General features: G+C 70.3%; 18 protein-coding genes. 9 read left to right on the top strand and 9 right to left on the bottom strand.

The window, feature by feature from the left end; translation table 11 throughout:
- Positions 1–170: 170 nt before the first annotated feature.
- On the bottom strand, positions 171–1,037 hold the full coding sequence (locus C1N74_RS14765) for a MurR/RpiR family transcriptional regulator (RefSeq protein ID WP_023953750.1): 867 nt from the start codon (positions 1,035–1,037) through the stop codon (positions 171–173).
- A 126-nt stretch (positions 1,038–1,163) separates the two neighbouring features.
- On the opposite strand from C1N74_RS14765, the gene murQ reads away from it, so the two are divergent.
- From murQ to C1N74_RS14735, 6 genes are all read left to right on the top strand, one after another.
- Positions 1,164–2,069: an N-acetylmuramic acid 6-phosphate etherase gene (murQ, locus tag C1N74_RS14760; RefSeq protein WP_258317939.1), complete on the top strand. Its 906-nt coding sequence runs from the start codon at positions 1,164–1,166 to the stop codon at positions 2,067–2,069.
- 74 nt (positions 2,070–2,143) lie between these two features.
- Positions 2,144–3,679 (top strand): PTS transporter subunit EIIC, encoded by a 1,536-nt coding sequence (locus C1N74_RS14755; RefSeq protein WP_023953754.1) that lies wholly within the window; start codon positions 2,144–2,146, stop codon positions 3,677–3,679.
- 15 nt (positions 3,680–3,694) lie between these two features.
- Positions 3,695–4,777, top strand: coding sequence for a MupG family TIM beta-alpha barrel fold protein (locus tag C1N74_RS14750; RefSeq protein WP_137750810.1), 1,083 nt, complete (start codon positions 3,695–3,697; stop codon positions 4,775–4,777).
- Between the two features lie 113 nt (positions 4,778–4,890).
- Positions 4,891–5,682 (top strand): phosphotransferase, encoded by a 792-nt coding sequence (locus tag C1N74_RS14745; protein WP_258317938.1) that lies wholly within the window; start codon positions 4,891–4,893, stop codon positions 5,680–5,682.
- Positions 5,683–5,883: 201 nt separating this feature from the next.
- Entirely contained in the window at positions 5,884–6,876 is a 993-nt protein-coding gene (locus C1N74_RS14740) for a LacI family DNA-binding transcriptional regulator (RefSeq protein WP_137750809.1), read from the top strand.
- A 100-nt stretch (positions 6,877–6,976) separates the two neighbouring features.
- Positions 6,977–7,369 carry a VOC family protein gene (locus tag C1N74_RS14735; RefSeq protein WP_137750808.1) on the top strand — a complete coding sequence of 131 codons (393 nt, stop codon included), beginning with the start codon at positions 6,977–6,979 and terminating at the stop codon, positions 7,367–7,369.
- An 84-nt stretch (positions 7,370–7,453) separates the two neighbouring features.
- Here C1N74_RS14735 and C1N74_RS14730 read toward each other — a convergent pair whose 3' ends face one another.
- The 5 genes from C1N74_RS14730 to catA all read right to left on the bottom strand — a co-directional run bounded on the left by C1N74_RS14730 (position 7,454) and on the right by catA (position 11,381).
- Complete coding sequence (locus C1N74_RS14730; protein WP_023953764.1) at positions 7,454–8,098, bottom strand: TetR/AcrR family transcriptional regulator; 645 nt, start codon at positions 8,096–8,098, stop codon at positions 7,454–7,456.
- Between the two features lie 100 nt (positions 8,099–8,198).
- A complete protein-coding gene (locus C1N74_RS14725; protein ID WP_258317937.1) occupies positions 8,199–9,740 on the bottom strand; it encodes a sodium:alanine symporter family protein in 1,542 nt (513 codons plus the stop codon).
- A gap of 20 nt (positions 9,741–9,760) precedes the next feature.
- On the bottom strand, positions 9,761–10,168 hold the full coding sequence (locus tag C1N74_RS14720; RefSeq protein ID WP_064955780.1) for a GNAT family N-acetyltransferase: 408 nt from the start codon (positions 10,166–10,168) through the stop codon (positions 9,761–9,763).
- Positions 10,165–10,728: a pyridoxamine 5'-phosphate oxidase family protein gene (locus C1N74_RS14715; protein WP_064955781.1), complete on the bottom strand. Its 564-nt coding sequence runs from the start codon at positions 10,726–10,728 to the stop codon at positions 10,165–10,167. The genes C1N74_RS14720 and C1N74_RS14715 overlap by 4 nt, the downstream gene beginning before the upstream one ends.
- Positions 10,725–11,381: a type A chloramphenicol O-acetyltransferase gene (catA, locus tag C1N74_RS14710; RefSeq protein WP_088380774.1), complete on the bottom strand. Its 657-nt coding sequence runs from the start codon at positions 11,379–11,381 to the stop codon at positions 10,725–10,727. Before catA ends, C1N74_RS14715 begins: the two co-directional genes overlap by 4 nt.
- A 56-nt stretch (positions 11,382–11,437) precedes the next feature.
- On the opposite strand from catA, the gene C1N74_RS14705 reads away from it, so the two are divergent.
- Positions 11,438–11,839 carry an arsenate reductase ArsC gene (locus tag C1N74_RS14705; protein ID WP_064955783.1) on the top strand — a complete coding sequence of 134 codons (402 nt, stop codon included), beginning with the start codon at positions 11,438–11,440 and terminating at the stop codon, positions 11,837–11,839.
- A gap of 66 nt (positions 11,840–11,905) precedes the next feature.
- On the opposite strand, the gene C1N74_RS14700 is transcribed toward C1N74_RS14705, so the two are convergent.
- Positions 11,906–12,421: a septum formation family protein gene (locus tag C1N74_RS14700; protein WP_181405552.1), complete on the bottom strand. Its 516-nt coding sequence runs from the start codon at positions 12,419–12,421 to the stop codon at positions 11,906–11,908.
- Positions 12,422–12,494: 73 nt separating this feature from the next.
- Positions 12,495–12,896 (bottom strand): DUF4406 domain-containing protein, encoded by a 402-nt coding sequence (locus C1N74_RS14695; protein ID WP_258317936.1) that lies wholly within the window; start codon positions 12,894–12,896, stop codon positions 12,495–12,497.
- 45 nt (positions 12,897–12,941) lie between these two features.
- On the opposite strand from C1N74_RS14695, the gene C1N74_RS14690 reads away from it, so the two are divergent.
- Both C1N74_RS14690 and C1N74_RS14685 read left to right on the top strand, forming a co-directional pair.
- Complete coding sequence (locus tag C1N74_RS14690; protein WP_023953794.1) at positions 12,942–13,697, top strand: DeoR/GlpR family DNA-binding transcription regulator; 756 nt, start codon at positions 12,942–12,944, stop codon at positions 13,695–13,697.
- 104 nt (positions 13,698–13,801) lie between these two features.
- The gene (locus C1N74_RS14685; protein ID WP_071918974.1) at positions 13,802–14,689 is read left to right on the top strand and encodes an SDR family oxidoreductase; all 888 of its coding nucleotides are present in this window, start codon (positions 13,802–13,804) and stop codon (positions 14,687–14,689) included.
- A gap of 11 nt (positions 14,690–14,700) precedes the next feature.
- Here C1N74_RS14685 and C1N74_RS14680 read toward each other — a convergent pair whose 3' ends face one another.
- Positions 14,701–17,322 (bottom strand): helix-turn-helix transcriptional regulator, encoded by a 2,622-nt coding sequence (locus tag C1N74_RS14680; RefSeq protein ID WP_071918975.1) that lies wholly within the window; start codon positions 17,320–17,322, stop codon positions 14,701–14,703.
- Position 17,323: the final 1 nt, after the last annotated feature.

Genomic DNA, 17,323 nt, shown 5'->3' with positions numbered 1-17,323 from the left:
GCCCTGTCGACTCGCCACGAACTGCGGATCCCGCACCCCTTGGACCCGCCTTTCGTGGCGACTCGACGGGATGGGCCCCGCCCGGCCCCACCAACCCATACGTCGACTCGCCACGAACTGCGAATGCCGGCACGCCCGGACCCGCGCTTTCTGGCGAGTCGACGGGCAGGTCACCTCAGGTGCTGGGTGTTGACGGCGGCGCGGGTGGCGCTGAGCGCCGCGTCGAGGTCGGGGTAGCGCAGCTGCGCTACCCGGATGAAGACGAAGTCGGCGACCGCGAGCTGCGCCATCCGGCTCGCGAGCGCGGCGGCGCGCAGGGTCGCCTCCCGTGCCGGGGTGCGCAGGGTAGCGGATGCCGCGGCCGCGAGGGGCGACTCGGTGTCGTTGGTGATCGCGACCGTGAACGCTCCCGCGTCGGAGGCGATCTCGACGGCTCGGAGCACGTCGATCGTGCCGCCGCTGAACGAGAACGCGATCGCGGTGGTGCGCGCGTCGGCAAGGGCTGCGTGCACGAGCTGCACGTGCGTGTCGTGCGAGCTCAGGCACATGATCCCGATGCGCTGCAGCTTCTGCGCGAGGTCGGCAGCGGCGAGGCCCGACGCGCCGACGCCGAAGGTGACGACGCGCTCGCTGTCGGCGATCGCCCGGGCGATGCGCTCGAGGGCCTCGAGATCGAGCATCCGGCCGGTCTGCTCGATCGTGCGCGCCTCGTGGAACGCGACCTTCGCGACCATCTCGGCGGGCGAGTCGGAGGGGTTGAGCTCGCCCTCGGCGATGTTCGAGCGCTCGAGCTCGATCGCTCGCCGCGAGACCTCCTGTGCGAGCTCGACGCGGAACGACGGGTAGCCCGCGAATCCGAGGCTCTTCGCGAAGCGCACGACCGACGCCTGCGACACCGACGCGCGCTCGGCGAGGCTGGTGACGGTCGCGGTCACCGCGAAAGACGGATCGTCGAGCACCGCGCGAGCCACCTGCACCTCAGCCGGGCGCAGGCGGGGGATGATCGCGCGGGTCGCTTCGAGGACGTCGCCGTCCATGTGCCTCCTCGGGAAGTCGGTTCAGTCTTCCACAGATCTTGACAAAAGATGCCGCAAAGAGCACCCTGTGTGAAACAACGTGCCACGCACCCATCGGCGTGCGCAGCATCCCGACGAGGAGCACCCGTGACCACCCCGCACCCGACCCCCGCCACCGAGACGCCCAACCCGCTCACCGGCGAGCTCGACGCGATGTCCGTCGACGAGATCCTCCGCGTCATGAACGACGAGGATGCCGGCGTGGCCGGCGCAGTCTCCGCGGCCATCCCCGAGATCGCCCGAGCCGTCGACCTCGCTGTCGCCGCACTCTCGGCCGGAGGACGCCTCGTCTACCAGGGGGCCGGCACGAGCGGCCGCCTCGGGGTCCTCGACGCGGCCGAGTGCCCGCCCACCTTCGGCACCGACCCCGCGCAGGTCGTCGGCCTGCTCGCCGGCGGTCACGAGGCGATGTTCCGCGCGATCGAGGGAGCGGAGGACTCCCGCGAGCTCGGCGCCGACGACCTCTCCGGCATCGGACTCACCGAGCGGGACGTCGTCGTGGGCCTCGCGGCATCCGGTCGCACGCCCTACGTCATCGGCGGACTCGACGAGGCCCGCCGGATCGGCGCCGCGACGGTGGCGATCTCGTGCAGCCCGAACGCCGAGATCAGCGCCCACGCCGACGTCGCGATCGAGATCGACAACGGTCCCGAAGTGCTGACCGGCTCGACCCGGCTCAAGGCCGGCACGAGCCAGAAGCTCGTGCTCAACATGATCTCGACGGCCACTATGGTGCGTCTCGGCAAGGTCTACGGCAACCTCATGGTCGACGTGCGCCCGAGCAACGAGAAGCTCGTCGCCCGTGCCGTCCGGATCGTGCAGGCCGCGACCGACTGCGACACGGCGACCGCGCGCCGCGCGCTCGACGAGGCTGACGGTCACGCCAAGACCGCGATCGTCGCGATCCTCTGCGACGTCGACGCGGCCACCGCCCGCGAGCGGCTGAGTGCGGGCGCGGGCTTCGTCCGCGAGGCCGTGCGCGCACGCGGCTGACCCGCCGCCGCAAGCCGAACCAGCCCCGAACCCAGCACCCGACACCCGAACCCCGTCCGCCGGAAGGAATCACCGTGGATTACCCCGAACTCAGCGAGGAGATCCTGCCGCTCGTCGGCGGCTCGCAGAACATCGCCTCGTACACGAACTGCATGACGCGGCTGCGACTGAATCTGCACGACCCGTCGAAAGCGGATGTCGCGGCGCTGCGGCGCCTGGACGGCGTCATGGGAGTCGTCGACGGTCCGCAGCTGCAGGTCGTCGTCGGTCCCGGTCACGCACAGCGCCTGCGCGACGCCTTCGCCGAGGTCGTCGATGCTCCGGCCGAGGCTCCCGTCGACGACCCCGAGGACGAGGTCGCCGACATCGCCGCGGCTGCGGCGGGGAGCCGGGCCGCGGGAGCGCGGGCATCCGGCGGCGGCGAGCCCGTCGACGCGGCGACCGACCTGCGCACGCTGCAGCAGCAGAACACGCAGAAGGTGAAGTCGCGGCACACCTCGCGGGTGCACGGGCTGTTCCGTCACATCGCGAACATCTTCGTGCCCATCATCCCGGGGTTCATCGCCTGCGGACTCGTCGTGGCGATCGGAAACATCTGGAAGCTCATCGACCCGAGTGTCACCGCCAACCCGTGGTTCCTGGTGTTCGCCGCCCTCGGCACGATCGTCGTCACCTCGCTCAATCTCATCGTGGGTCTGAACACGGCGAAGGAGTTCGGCGGCACCCCGGTGCTCGGACTCATCGCCGGTGCGATCTCGTACCTCCCCGCGCTCGCCGGCATCGCCGCGACGACGGCCGCCGACGGCACGGTCACCCCCGCTCAGCCGCTCGTCCTTCCGCTGTTCGGCGAGCTCAAGCCCGCGCTCGGCGGCATCATCGGCGTCATGGTCACGGCGTGGCTGTTCACGGTCATCGAGAAGTGGATCCGCAAGCGCGTTCCCGCCTGGGCCGACCTCTTCGTCGTGCCGGTCGTGACGCTCCTCATCGGCGCCGTCATCTGCATCTTCGTGATCATGCCGATCTCAGGCCTGCTCATGCAGGGCATCAACTGGCTGCTCATCGACTTCGCCCTCGAGCGCGGCGGCGTCGTCGGCGGATACCTGCTGTCGTCGCTGTTCCTGCCCCTGGTCATGCTCGGCATCCACCAGGGCCTGACCCCGATCCACGCGCAGCTCATCACCGATCACGGCTTCACAGAGCTGCTGCCGGTTCTGGCGATGGCCGGGGCGGGCGAGGTCGGCATGGCGATCGCGATCTTCCTCAAGACCAAGAGCACCCGGCTGAAGAACATCATCCGCGCGGCGCTGCCGATCGGTGTGCTTGGGGTCGGCGAACCCCTCATCTACGGCGTCTCGCTCCCGCTGTTCTACCCCCTCATCACGGCGTGCCTCGGCGGTGGTTTCGGCGGTGCGTTCGTCGCCTTCGGCATCCAGGCCACAGGAGGATTCGGCGCCGGTGCGCTCGGCCTCTCGGGCGTGCTCATGACCGCCGTCATCACGAACGGCGCGTGGCTCTGGTACGTCGGCGGCCTCGTGATCTCGTACATCATGGGCTTCGTGCTGACCTGGTTCTTCGGGTTCAAGGAGCACATGGTCGAGCGGCTCGGCTGAGACGGGAGCGCCCCGATGCTGTTCTCGATCTACCCCACGGATGCCGCCGAGACGCGGCGGGCCGTCATCGATCAGGTGCTCGCGACGGCGCAGTCGACCTCAGCGGCGCCCGCCGCGTCCGTCGACTGCGGTGACGAGCGGATGCTGTTCACCTCGCTGCACATGGTCGACACCGGCGAGCTCGATGCGTTCGGCGACGTGCTGCGCGCGGCGCACGACGACGACGGACTGACCTTCTGCGCCGACGTCTCGCCCGTCGCGCTCGAGCACGTCGTGGCCGGCGAAGAGGGGTGGGGCTGGCTCGCGCGCCGCGGCATCACGATGCTGCGACTCGACTACGGCTTCGACGCGCATGAGATCGGCCGGATCGCCGAGGCCTCGGGGTGCCGCATCGCCGTCAACGCGAGCACCGTCGACGCGGCGTTCCTCGACGAGCTGGCGGGGCTGACCGTCGCCGGGTGGCACAACTTCTACCCGCGCCCCGAGACCGGACTCACGACGTCGTTCCTCGTGGCGCAGTCGCGGCTGTTCCTCGACCGGGGGATGCCGGTGTTCGCGTTCATCCCCGGCGAGCGCGAGCTGCGTGCACCGCTGCACCTCGGTCTGCCGACGCTCGAGGAGCAGCGGCACCGCAACGCCTGGCGCTCGTACCTCCAGCTGCGGCGGCTCGTTCCCGAGGCGGTCGTCGTCTGCGCCGAAGGCGCGGTGGCCGACGACCACGCGGCCTGGATCGCGGAGTTCGAGGCGACGGGCACGGTGACGCTGCCGGTGGTGGGGCTCGATGCCGCGGCATCCGTGCTCGTGGAGCGGCCCTGGCGGTTGCGGGTCGAGGAGGCGGCGGCATCCTTCCGGCTGGACGAGACGCGCGGCGGCATCCGTCCTTCGCGCATCCGCAACGCCGATGCGCGCGAGCGCGGCAGCCTGCAGGCCGACCTCGACGTCTACGGGCGGTACCGGGGCGAGGTGCACCTGATGCGCGTCGATCGCCCGCTCGACGCGGGCCAGGCTCGCATCGGCGAGGTCGCGGCGCCCTACCGAGGCATCATCGACGACCTGCGCCCCGGCCAGCTCCTCCGCCTGCTCCCCCTCCCCGCCTGACCCCCGCCTCGACCCGTCGAGTCGCCACGAACGGCGGATGCGGTCGGCCCCGGACCCGCTGTTTCTGGCGACTCGACGGGGCTAGAGGGGGGTGGGGGCTTACGCTCGGGGGCGTGCGGGAAGTGGGGGATGTGCGGGAAGTGGGGGATGCGGGGGATGCGGGGGAGGAGCGGCTCGACGGCGGCAATGCGAGCGGCAGCGTGGTGCGCATCGGCGACACCGTTCGCAAGGCGTGGACGGCATCGACTCCCAGTGTCATCGCGTTCGTCGAGGCGCTTCGAGCGCGCGGGATCGACGCTCCCGAGCCCCGCGGACGCGACGGCACCGGCAGGCAGGTCACCGAGTTCGTCGAGGGGACGCTCGCGATCGACGCGGGCCCGATGGGCCTCGATCAGATGCGACGCGTCGGAGCCCTCGTCCGCGACATCCATGACGCGTCTGCGGCGTTCGTCGCGCCCGCCGGCGCGATCTGGGAGACGGCGATCGCGGCGCCGGGTGACGAGCTGGTGTGTCACAACGACCTCGCGCCCTGGAACCTGGTCGTGGGGGAGCGTTGGGTCTTCATCGACTGGGATGCCGCGGCCCCGAGCACACGGCTGTGGGACCTCGCTTACGCCGCGCAGACCTTCGCTCTCGGCGACCCCGCGGAGGAGCCGGCGGTGGCCGCGGGGCGCCTGGGCTCGTTCATCGACGGCTATGGCGCATCCGCCGCGCTGCGCGCGGAGCTGCCGCGCGCGATGAGCGACCGGGTCGATGCGATGTACGCGCTCCTCGAGACCTCGCACCGGTCTGGCCGTGAGCCGTGGGCGACGATGTTCGTCGAGGGGCACGGCGCCCACTGGGCCGCCGTCCGCGACTACGTCGACCGCCACCGCCCCCTCTGGTCCCGGGCCCTGACCCCCTGACCCCCGGTCCCTCTGTCCCTCCGTCGACTCGCCAGGAATGGCGGGTCTGGGGTGCGCCGCATCCGCACATCGTGGCGAGTCGACGGATGCCGCGGAGCCGGGGCGGGGCGATTACTGGTACGTAGCAGTGATACGTAGTATCAATCGCGAGAGGCCGTCATCGACGAACGTCGGTAGAGTCACATTCCAGGAAAGGCAGTCATGGGGAAACGGCCAACCAGCCGCGACGTCGCAGCGCGTGCCGGCGTGTCGCAATCGACGGTCTCGCAGGTCTTCACCGGGCGCGCCGGCATCTCCGCCGCCACTCGCGAGCGGGTGCTGGAAGCGGCGCGAGAGATCGACTACCGGCCGAACCTCGCCGCCCGCTCGATGCGCACGACGCGAACGGGCCGCCTGGCGGCCGTCCTCCCCATCACCGCGTTCCACTCGGCTCCGCTCATCGCCGGCACGATCGAGCGCGCGCGGGCCGCCGGCTACGACGTCGAAGTGCAGAGCATCCCCAACGCCCCGGACCAGCGTCGTCCGCGACTGCTGGAGATGATCGACTCCCGGCAGTTCGAGGGCATCCTGTGTTATGCGCCCGTGCCGGGCGATGATCTCGTGCACGTCGATCCCAACGTCCCGGTCCTGACGCTCGCCGAGTTCGACGACGACATGCGCGTCTCGGGCGAGATGCTCGACGTGCACCCGCTCGTGAGCATGGTCGAGCGGCTCGCGGAGCTCGGACACCACCGGTTCCTGCACATCACGGGAGCCCGGAGCTATCCCTCGGCGGATGCGCGCCGTCGGGCGTACGAGGCGACGGTCGCTCGCCTGGGCGTGCAGTCCGTCGGAGTCGTCGAGGGGGACTGGAGCGCGCAGTCCGGCCTGGACGCGATCCGCTCGCTCGACGAGGGTTCGCTCCCGCTGGCCGTCATCGCCGCCAACGACTTCATCGCGACCGGCGCCATCCGTGGAGCCCTCGAGCGCGGCTGGACCGTGCCGGGGGATGTGAGCGTGACGGGCTGGGACGACTCGCCGACGAGTGCGTTCCAGACGCCCTCCCTCACGAGTGTGTCGATGGACTACGTCGAGCTCGGCCGCCGGACTGCCGACCGGCTCATCGCGCTCATGCGGGGTGACCAGCCGCCGTCCGCCGCCGGTCCCCTCCAGCACGTGGTCTGGCGCGAGTCGACCGCGGCCCCGTCCTCCTGACGTCGAGTCGCCAAGTTGTGCGGGTCACCGGGGCCCGGCATCCGCATCTTCTGGCGAGTCGACGGGGGCGCGCGCCGGGGGACGGGCGTAGCGTTCGGGCATGCCCGCGCCGGTTCCCTACCTCCACTTCGCCGGCGACGCCGCCGAAGCTCTCCGCTTCTACAGGTCGGTGTTCGGCGGTGAACTCCAGCTCCACACCTTCGCCGACTTCGGTCGCCGGGACGGACGCGAAGATCTCATCGCGCACGGCGAGCTGCGCGGCCACGTGGATCTGTTCGGAGCCGATGATCCCGGGGATGCCGCACGGCCGTCGATGTCCGGGATGATGTTCGCCCTCCTCGGCGCGGGAGACGAGCAGACGTCACGCCGCTGGTTCGACCTGCTGGCCGACGCGGGCACGATCATCGACCCGCTGCAGCGTCGTGCCTGGGGCGACCACGACGGGCAGGTCACCGACCGCTACGGCCTCACGTGGCTGATCGGCTTCTCCTGAGCCCCGCCGCTCGACTCGCCAGGAAATGCCGATCCGGGCCGTCCCGCATCCGCAGACTCTGGCGAGTCGACGGTTGGTCCCGGGTCAGGGGGTGGCGCGACGGGCGGGGGCGAGGTCCTCGAGAAGGAACTCGTCGAAGCAGGCGCGCAGTTCGTCGGCCATATCGAGTGTCGTCCGATCGAGGAGCCACTGGATCTGCAGGCCGTCCCACACCGCGATCGACCGTGCGGCGGCGCTGGGGATGTCGACGTCCGCCCGCAGGCCGCCCTCTGACCGGATGACGCTGAGCGCGTCGACCACGATCTTCCGGCTGGTCTCGTACCGGTTCCGGAAGAAGTCGTGGGCGGGGTGGTCGGGCGAGGTCGCCTCCGCCGACAGGGTGCAGAACAGCTCGATGACCCCCGGGATCGTCGAGTTGTAGTCGGCGAGAGCGACGAGATCCTCCAGCGCATCGCGACCCGAGTGCTCCTCGAACGAGAACCTGCTGCGCGCGAGGTCGTCACGGTGGTCCAGCACCGCCAGCAGCAGCTCGGCTTTGTTGCGGAAGTGGTGCAGCAGCCCAGCCTCGCTCATGTCGACGCGGTCGGCGATCTCGCGCAGCGAGCCCTTGCGATAGCCCGCGCCCGCGAAGACGGAGAAGGCGGCGTCGAGGATCAGCGTGCGCGTGCGCGCACTCTTGGCGTATGGGCCTCGGATGGCGGTTCGGGGCGTCTGGATCACGCGCGGCATCTCTTCATCCTGGCGGCAACCCCCGCATGGTGCGGAGCGCGCGCGGCAATGCGAAGCGTTTCGGTCGCGATCGGCGGGTCATGAGCCGTCGAGCCGACGGTCATCGGCGGTTGTGCAGGTGGTCGCGGTGCTTGGCGGCCTGTCGTGCGCGCACGGGCAGGTCGATCGGGCCGGTGACGGTGAGCTCGTCCTCCCAGCACTCGATGCCGCGGACACCGGGCAGTCGCTCGCGCGTGAATACGGGGTCGAGCCCGGCGCGCCGCTGCTCGGTGTAGTCCTTGAGAAGCCGGAAAGCGATGCCCGACAGCAGCGCGATCGCGATGAGGTTCGTCAGCGCCATCAGCCCCATCACGCCGTCGGCGAAGTTCCACACGAGGTCGGCACCGACGACCGATCCGCCGAGGACGGCGGCGACGACGAGCACGCGGTACCCCGTCAGCACGGTGCGGTTGGTCGAGATGAACTCGATGTTCGATTCGCCGTAGTAGTAGTTCCCGAGGATCGACGAGAACGCGAGCATGAAGATGATGATGCTCAGGGCGATGTTCGACCACTCACCGAGGGTGTCGACGAGGGCTCCCTGCGTCAGATCGATGCCGCGTGAGGCCCCGGCGAGATCGGGGACGGAGACGAGGATGATGAAGGCGGTCACCGAGCACACGAGGAACGTGTCGAAGTAGACGCCGAGGGTCTGCACGAGGCCCTGCTTCACCGGATGGGTCACGGCGGCGCTCGCGCCGGCGTTCGGGGCCGAGCCGAGCCCCGCCTCGTTCGAGAACATGCCGCGCTTGACGCCGGTGAGGACGATATAGCCGAACGCAGCCCCGACGACCTCGTTGAAGCCCCAGGCAGACGTGAAGATCTCGGCGAACACCGGCCCGATTCGGTCGAGGTGCAGCGCGACGACGATCACGCCGAGCACGAGGTAGGCGAGCGCCATGATCGGCACGAGCACCTGCGTCACCGAGGCGATGCGGCGCACCCCGCCGAATACGACGAGCCCGGTGAGGAGCGCGATGCCCGCCCCGATGACCCACGGCAGCCAGGGCAGGTCGCCGCCGACGCTCGAGCTGATGGTCGCCGAGATCGTGTTGGCCTGCAGCGAGCTGAACGCGAAGGGGAAGCAGACGATCAGGATGACGGCGAAGAGGATGCCGAGCCACCGGGCGCCCAGACCGCGCTGCATGTAGTACGCCGGGCCGCCGCGGAAACTGCCGCGGTCGCGCGTCTTGAACAGCTGCGCCAGCGACGATTCGATGAAGCTCGACGCTCCGCCGACGAACGCCATGACCCACATCCAGAACACCGCACCCGGGCCGCCCACCGCGATGGCGGTGCCGACGCCGGCGATGTTCCCGACTCCCACGCGGGAGGCCGCGGAGATCGTGAAGGCCTGGAAGGCGGAGACCGACTGCGGCTTGCCGTCCGCGGTCTGCGGCGTCTTGTCGGTCAGGGTGCGGAACATCTCGGTGATCAGGCGGAACTGCACGACGCCCGATCGGACGGTGAAGTAGAGCCCGAGGAGGACCACGACCGGGAGGACGATCCAGGTCCAGAGATGGTCGCCCCACGTGAGCAGCCAGTTGTTCACGGCATCCATGCCCGCCAGTATGGCGACTCCGGATGCCGCGTGCGAGGGCATCTCGTTCAGGGTGTCGCGGGTCAGCGCTCGGCGACGATGTCCATGCCCGGACCCTCGGCGGCGCGGGGAGCGAAGCCGTGGCGCTCGTAGAACGCGGCTCGGCCGCGCGCGGCGAAGAGCTGGATGTCGTTTACGCCGCGCTGACGTGACTCGTCGACCAGCATCCGCAGGATCTCGCTCCCGATGCCGCCGCCACGCGCTGCCGTCGCCACGATCATCTCCGTGACGAATGCGTGCAGGGCGCCGTCGCTGATCAGGCGACCGAGGCCGATCAGGCGACCGTCGTCATCACGCGCCGTGCACACGACCCAGCTGCCGGCGAGCGCGTTTTCGAAGGTCTCGAGCGACCACTCGGCCCAGCCCGTCTCGCCATAGAGCATCGCGAACTCGGCGGCCGTGGGAGGGGCGAAAGAGTAGTGCACCGTCATCCTGCGTCTCCGAGCAGGGCGTGCCGCCAGCCCGCCCCCTCGCGCTCGTAGACGACGCGGGTGTGGCGACGGTCGAGCGATCCCTGCCAGAACTCCACGCGGGTCGCCTCGATGCGCCACAGCGCCCAGTCGCCTTCCGCGACGTCCCGGCGTGCCGCCTCCGACCGTGCCGCGAGGTCGGCTGCGGTGTCGTCCGCGCTCGCCTCACAGACCGGCCCGCGCACGCGCACGGCGCGCATGACCGGCTGCCACCAGAACGCCAGGGCTGCTGCGGGCTGCGCTGCGAGCTGCCCGCCCTTCGCAGAGGAGCGCGTGCTCGCGAACGCCCAGCCGCGGTCGTCGACGTCTTTGACGATCAGTGTGCGGGCATCGGGGATGCCGTCCGCGGCGACCGTCGCGAGGGTCGCGGCGTGGGGCTCGGCGACACCCGCGGCGGCTGCCTGGTGGATCCACTCCTCGAACAGCGTCACCGGCGACGCGGGGAGCCGGTCGGTGTCGAACGCCGGAGGGGTGCCGGTCAGCGAGGCCTGCGAGCGCAGCCACTCGCGCAGCGCGCTCATGCTGCGAGCCAGGCGACGTCGGCGAAGAGCTCGCGCAGGTCGTTGACGAGTCGAGCGGTGTGGAAGCCGTCGGCCGCGGCGTGGTGCACCTGCACGGCCATGGGCAGCAGCATCCGTCCGTCACGCTCGACGTAGCGCCCGAGCGTGAAGATCGGCGCGAGGTGGGCCCCGACGCCCTCGACGTTCAGGTTGAAACCGGAGAAGTCGGTCCACGGCAGGCTCGACACGTCGAAGCTGTTCGGGGGAGGCGGACCCTGCGGGAAGAGCTCGGTGCTGCCGGCATGATCGGCGATCACGCGGGCAGCGGCGTCGTGGAAGGCGGCGAAGTCGCGGTCGAAGGCCACCGAGACGCTCGAGAACGTCTCGGTCTCGGGGTGGAAGACCGTGAACGAGGGATGGACCTCCGGCCAGACCGCGGGCGCGCCGTCGGCGGTGAGCGTCATGCGGAACTCCGGATGGCGGTTGACGATCGACGCGATCGCCCAGATCTGCGCGACGTAGGTGCGGCGCCCGGAGGAGCGCACCGCCGCGACGAAGTCCGTCACGTCGATCTCGACCGTCATCGAGTAGCTGCAGCGAACGGTGCGCAGGTAGTGGTCGAAGTGCCGCCGTCGCGGCCAGGTGTCGAGGTCGATGGGGGCGGCGTCGTGCATGTCCTCATCCTCCCAAAGCAGCCGTCGCGCCGCAGATGCGCGAAAGTAGAGGCACTATGACCGACACCAAGCCCTCCGTTCTCTTCGTCTGCGTGCACAACGCCGGTCGCTCGCAGATGGCCGCGGGGTTCCTCCGTGACATCGCCGGCGACCGCATCGAGGTCCGCTCCGCCGGGTCCATGCCCGCCGATCGGATCAACCCGGTCGCGGTCGAGGCGATGGCCGAGCTCGGCATCGACATCACCGCCGAGCAGCCGAAGGTGCTCACGACCGAGGCCGTGCAGGCATCCGACGTCGTCATCACGATGGGATGCGGTGACGCTTGCCCGTTCTTCCCCGGCAAGCGCTACGAGGACTGGAAGCTCGACGACCCCGCGGGTCAGGGCATCGACTCCGTCCGCCCCATCCGCGACGACATCCGCGAGCGCATCCGTCAGCTGGTCGACGAGCTCATCTGACGGCGCCGCGAAACGACGATCGCCCGCAGCGGACGGGTGTCCGTTGCGGGCGATCGAGAAGAAGCGTCAGCGCGCGGCGCCGGCGAGGGTGCCGGTGACCTGGCCCTGCGGGTCGCCGATGAGGCAGAGGATCTCACGGTCGCCGGCGTCCCAGCTGCCTGCGGTGGGGACGTAGTAGTTGAAGCCGAGCACCGACTCCTCGTACGAGATGCCGACGAAGGGGGCGAACGCGTCGTAGCAGACCTGCTCAGCCTCGGTCTGGGCCGCCTCGACGCCGGGGAACTCGTCGGCGTCGATGTCCTGTGCGTGGTAGGCCTCGAGGTCGTGGGCCTCGCTGCACGGGACGGTGGGAGTCTCGGTGACCTCGGTGTCGGCCGTGCCGGAGTCGAGCATGCAGTCGCCGACGCGGATCGCGAAGACGTCGGTGCTCGCGTTCGACTCGGCGATCGCGCCGGACTCGTCACGGACCGGGGCGGCCGCTCCGCCACCGGTGAAGGCGTTGAGCGTGGAGCAACCGGTCGCGAGCAGGGCGACGGTCAGCGCGGCGGTGGGCAGGGCGAGGAGTCGACGAGCAGTGTTCACGTCCACCGACTCTATCCACTTTCCGCCATTTCTGGGAAATCCTGATGATTTTCCTGAGTGTTCATCCGCCCTTTCAATGAAACGCTTCACGCCACGCCACACCGGGCACGTCGCGAAGGGCCGTGTAGACGGGGATGCCCCGCTCTCGGGCGATCGCGACGTCCTGATCTGCGCCGCGCGACTCGCCGGGCAGGCGGAGGACCGCGTCGCAACGCTGCAGCAGGCGATGGGCGACCGGGTACATCACCTTCTCGGCCAGGGGGTCGGTGGGACCCGAGGCTCCTGCACTGGAGAGCACGGGCAGGGCGACCCACTCGCCGATCATCGGGATGTGCCCGGCCTCGAAGAGCGGCCACGCCGCCTCCTCCAGGCGATCCAGGTTGCGCCGCATCAGGGCAGGGTCGCCGCCGGTGCCCGACGCATAGGGTCCGGCGATGAGGATCATGAGGGAATCGGTCGTGGCTTGTGCGGTCATGGCTCGATAGTATGCATAAACGTGCACAAACGTGAAGGAGTCGGAATGCTTGCTGCATCGCGAAAAGATCTGCTGCTCGCGCGGCTCCGCGCCGACGGTCGCATCGTCGCGAAGGAGCTGGCTGCCGAGCTGGGGGTCTCCGAAGACAGCATCCGCCGCGATCTTCGCGAGCTGGATGCCGCCGGCCTCGCGGTTCGCGTCTACGGGGGTGCGGTTCCGGCGTCGCCCGCGGTCGCCGATTACGCGTCGCGTCAGGCGGTCGCAACCGAGAGCAAGCAGCGCATCGCCCGCTTCGCCGCCGGCCTCGTCGAGCCGGGGAGCACCGTGATCGTCGACGGGGGGACCACGGCGCTCGCCACCGTTCGAGCGCTCGATCCGGCACTGACGTGCACGATCGTGACCCACAGTCCGACCGTGGCCGCGGCGCTGCTCGACCACGCGGCCGAGGTCATCATCATCGGCGGGCGGCTGTTCAAGCACTCGGCGGTCGCGAGCGGTGCCGCGGCGGTCGAGGCCGCCCGGATGGTGCGGGCCGACCGCTTCCTGCTCGGGGTCACCGGCATCCACGCCGACGCGGGCCTGACGACGGGCGATGCCGACGAAGCGGCCATGAAGCGCGTGCTCGCCGAGCGCGCTGCCGAGACCTACGTCCTCGGCAGCGAGGAGAAGATCGGCGCGGTGTCGCCGTTCACGGTGCTGCCGTTCGACGAGGTCACAGGGGTCATCGTCGACCCCGCGGCTCCGGCCACCAGCCTGGCGGCCCTCGACCGCCGCGGCGTTCCTTTGCTCCGCGCCGGGTGACGCGATCGTCGCAGCTCGCTAGGCTGAGCGCCATGCAATGCCGGTGAACTCGCTTCCGACCCCCCATCCGCGCGTCGACGCCGACGTGATCGAAAGGTTCACCCATGCACGCTTCTTCTGCTGCGCCCGCTCTGCCGCTGTCCGGAAAGACCGCCCTGGTCACGGGCGTCTCGCGCCGCCGGGGCATCGGCTTCGCCGTCGCCACCACCCTCGCCGGACTCGGCGCGAACGTCGTCATCCATCACCACCGGCCGCATGACCTCGACCTGCCGTGGGGCGGCGACGATCTCGACGCTGTGCGCGACGGCATCCGTTCTCACCTCGTGGGCGACGCGAGCTTCGCCGACATCGCCGGCGACCTGAGCGTCGCGACGGCGGCGGCCGACCTGGTCGATGAGGCGGCCGCGGTGACGGGCGCGCTCGACATCCTCGTCTGCAACCACGCCAAGAGCGGCGACGACGGCAGCATCCTCGATATGACGCCCGAGCGTCTCGACGCGTTCTGGGACGTCAACACCCGCGCGACCCTGCTCCTCACCGCGGCGTTCGCCGCCCGCTTCGCCGACGTCCCGTCGGTGCCCCGCCGGCCCGGGGACCGGATCTCGGGGTCGAAACCGTACGACGCGCCCCGGGGGCACGTCGTGTGGATGACGTCGGGCCAGATCCACGGCCCCATGGTCGGTGAGGTGGCCTATGCGACCAGCAAAGCCGCCCTCGCAGGCGTCACCGGAACGGTCGCGGCGGAGCTGCTCGAGCTCGGCATCATCCTCAACACCGTGAACCCCGGACCGGTGAACACGGGCTATCTCGACCCCGACACCACCGACCGCTCGCTCGACGACTTCGACGACTGGCTGGCGACGACGGCGTTCGGACGCGTCGGGCGTCCCCAGGACCCCGCCGAGCTGATCGGCTGGCTCTGCAGCCCGGCGGGGTCGTGGCTGGTCGGCCAGGTGCTCACGAGCGACGGCGGCTTCAGCCTGGTCGGCTGAGGGGAGGCGCTTCAGCGCTTGTTCGTCGAGGCGAGGGCGACGATCTCGCCCCGGGTGGACGCTCCCGTCTTCCGGCGGATGTTGCGGATGTGGTTCTCGACCGTGCGAACGCTCAGGACCAGCTTGGCGGCGATGTCGCCGTTGGACATGTCGGCCGCGATGAGCTGGACGATCTCGCGTTCGCGCGGTGTGAGAAGCATCGCCGTGCGGTCGCGCCGCGTCCGTCTGACGTTCGTGTCGGCCAGTTCGCGGGCCGCTTCTCGGCAGGCCGCTGCGCGGTCGTTGTCGCCGTGATCTCGGTAGAGGTGCGCGGCGAGGTTGAAGTACTTCAGGGCTTCGGTCGCCATCCCCTCGCTGCGCAGCCCGCGGGCGGCAGCCTCGACTCGGGCCGGGTCCTGCGCGTGGGCGGCGGCGCGGGCCTCGAGGAAGATCGCGTACATCGGCCCGCCCAAGCGCTGCGGTTGGTCGGCGACCTGCGCGGCGAGCTCGGGGTCGTAGTGGATGTAGAGGGAGGCGAGCATTGCCAGGTCCGCCGCGAGGCCGTACCCGCGGCGTCGCGCGTCGCGTGTCACCTCGGCGAAGATCTCGGCCGCGACCTCGGTCGCCCCGCTGACGGCGACCGAGAACGCCTCCGTCCAGCGCAGGTCGCTCAGCACCATGCCGTCCGACGCCCCGGCGATCTGCGCGGCATGCTCGCGATACCCCGACGCCGCGCTCTCGTGTCCGGCGCGTGTGGAGATGACCGCCATGAGGACGAGCACGGCCCGGTCGGGCGAGAAGTAGAGGGTCTTGGCGCTGATCCCGGTCGTCAGCAGGATCGCGAGCGCGTCCTGCGCTTCGTCGAGGTTTCCCAGAGCGAGGTGACCGAGTGCGCCGAGGTAGGAGTGGCACGCGAACCCGATGCGATCCAGCGCGGAGATCGACCGCTGCGCGCCCGCCGCGGCGATGTCGACGAGTTCGGTGACCCGTCCCGTCGTGTAGAGGACGAGCCCGCGCATCAGCACGACTCCGACGCGCAACCATGGCCGGAGCTCGTCGTCGAGGCCGTCGAGCACGGTGATGCAGTCGGCGATCCGTCCGGAGACGAGGTGGCAGGCCGCAAGCAGGACCCCAGCGATGTCGGCGCCGAGCCCGCCCGCGGCGGCCCGCGCGGCGAGCACTCGCTCGTCATCGGGAGTGACTCCCTCGAGCTCCCAGCGGACAGCGCGGGCGAGGGTGTCGAGCGCCTCGGCGTAGGCGAATCCCGTCGGGACCTTCTCCGTGAGAGGGCGCACGACGTCGGACAGATCGGCGCCGCGCGACAGAAGCCAGCGCGAGTGGAAATGGCGCAGTGTCAGTTCCGCTTCATGATCCCGGCTGGTGCCGTAGAACAGTTCGGAGCACCGGCCGATGACGTCCTCGATCTCGCGCGGGTCGCTCGGCCCCGTCATGAGCAGTCCGAGGTAGCGCACGGCAGCGCCGGGGTCGCCCTCCTCCTGCCATCGCGCCCGCGCGACACCGACCTGGACGTCGAAGGCCTCGGTGAACATGCGCGAGACCGCCGGGACGTCCGCCAGCTGCAGCGGAGCCGGTGTCGGTGACGCCGACCGCTGCGGAACACCGGCGGGGCGGAGCCGCTCGAGCAGCAGGGCGCGAGTCTGCGTGTCGAGACGCGAGCTCTCGTGCGCGAGTCTGTCGGTCGCGTGGCTGAGGATGCGGCGGCGCCGAGCCGTCGCGGGCTGATTGCGGAAGTAATCCCCCAGCCCGGGCGGGTGCACGGCGACCATCGCGCGTCGATCGGCACCGACCTCGGTGACGCGCACGAGCTGATTGTCCTCCAGCTCCTCGAGCAGGTCGGCGCCCAGGAGGGCCCACGCCGCGGTCACCTCCACCGTTCCCGTCGTGGCGAGCAGCTCCACGGCATCCCGGATCTCCGGCCGGTAGGAGTAGAGCACCGACTCGTAGGCGCCGCGGGCGTCGTCGGACCAGAGCGCGGGGCCGGAGACCCACTGGTCCCCCGAGCGCCAGATCAGACCGTGAGCGAGCGCCCCGTCGAGCAGTGCGACCGCCAGACCGGGGATTCCCGCCGAATCCATGTGGATGCGCGCCGAGACGCTCGGCGCGAGCGATCCGTCGACCCTCTCGTCCAGGAGCGAATGAAGGACATCGAGCCGCAATCCCTCGAGCGCGATCTGCACGACGGGATGGGCGGCCTTGATCAGCAGGTGCTCGTCCGGGTCGGTCAGCGCGCGGCGGAGAGTCGACGCGACGATCGGGCGTCGCAGCAGGCGGTGCAGCTGGATCAGCGCGGACCACGACGCCGAGTCGAGCAGGTCTGCATCGTCGATCATCACGACGCTGTCGCCGCTGGAGAGGTATCGGGCGAGAGCATCGCTGATCGCGGCGGCCGTTCCGCCCTCCTCTGCGACCGCTCTCCGATACGCGGGCGGGAGGGCCACGCGCAGCGCCTCGAGCGGGGAGTGGGATGCCGTCCCGACCACGTTGAGGATGATGTAGTCGAGATCGGCGAGGGTGCTCCGCACCTGGCTGAGGATCTCGGATCTGCCCGACCAGCGGATCCCGACGAGTTCGACGCTGGTCCCTTGGCGGAGGAGTTCGACGATGCGATGCGTCTCATGGGATCTGACGGACAAG

This window comes from Microbacterium sp. SGAir0570 (assembly GCF_005491085.2).
Taxonomy (GTDB): Bacteria; Actinomycetota; Actinomycetes; order Actinomycetales; family Microbacteriaceae; genus Microbacterium; species Microbacterium arborescens.
The sequence above is the reverse complement of the archived record's forward strand: the minus strand, read 5'-3'. Positions and strand labels throughout refer to the sequence as shown.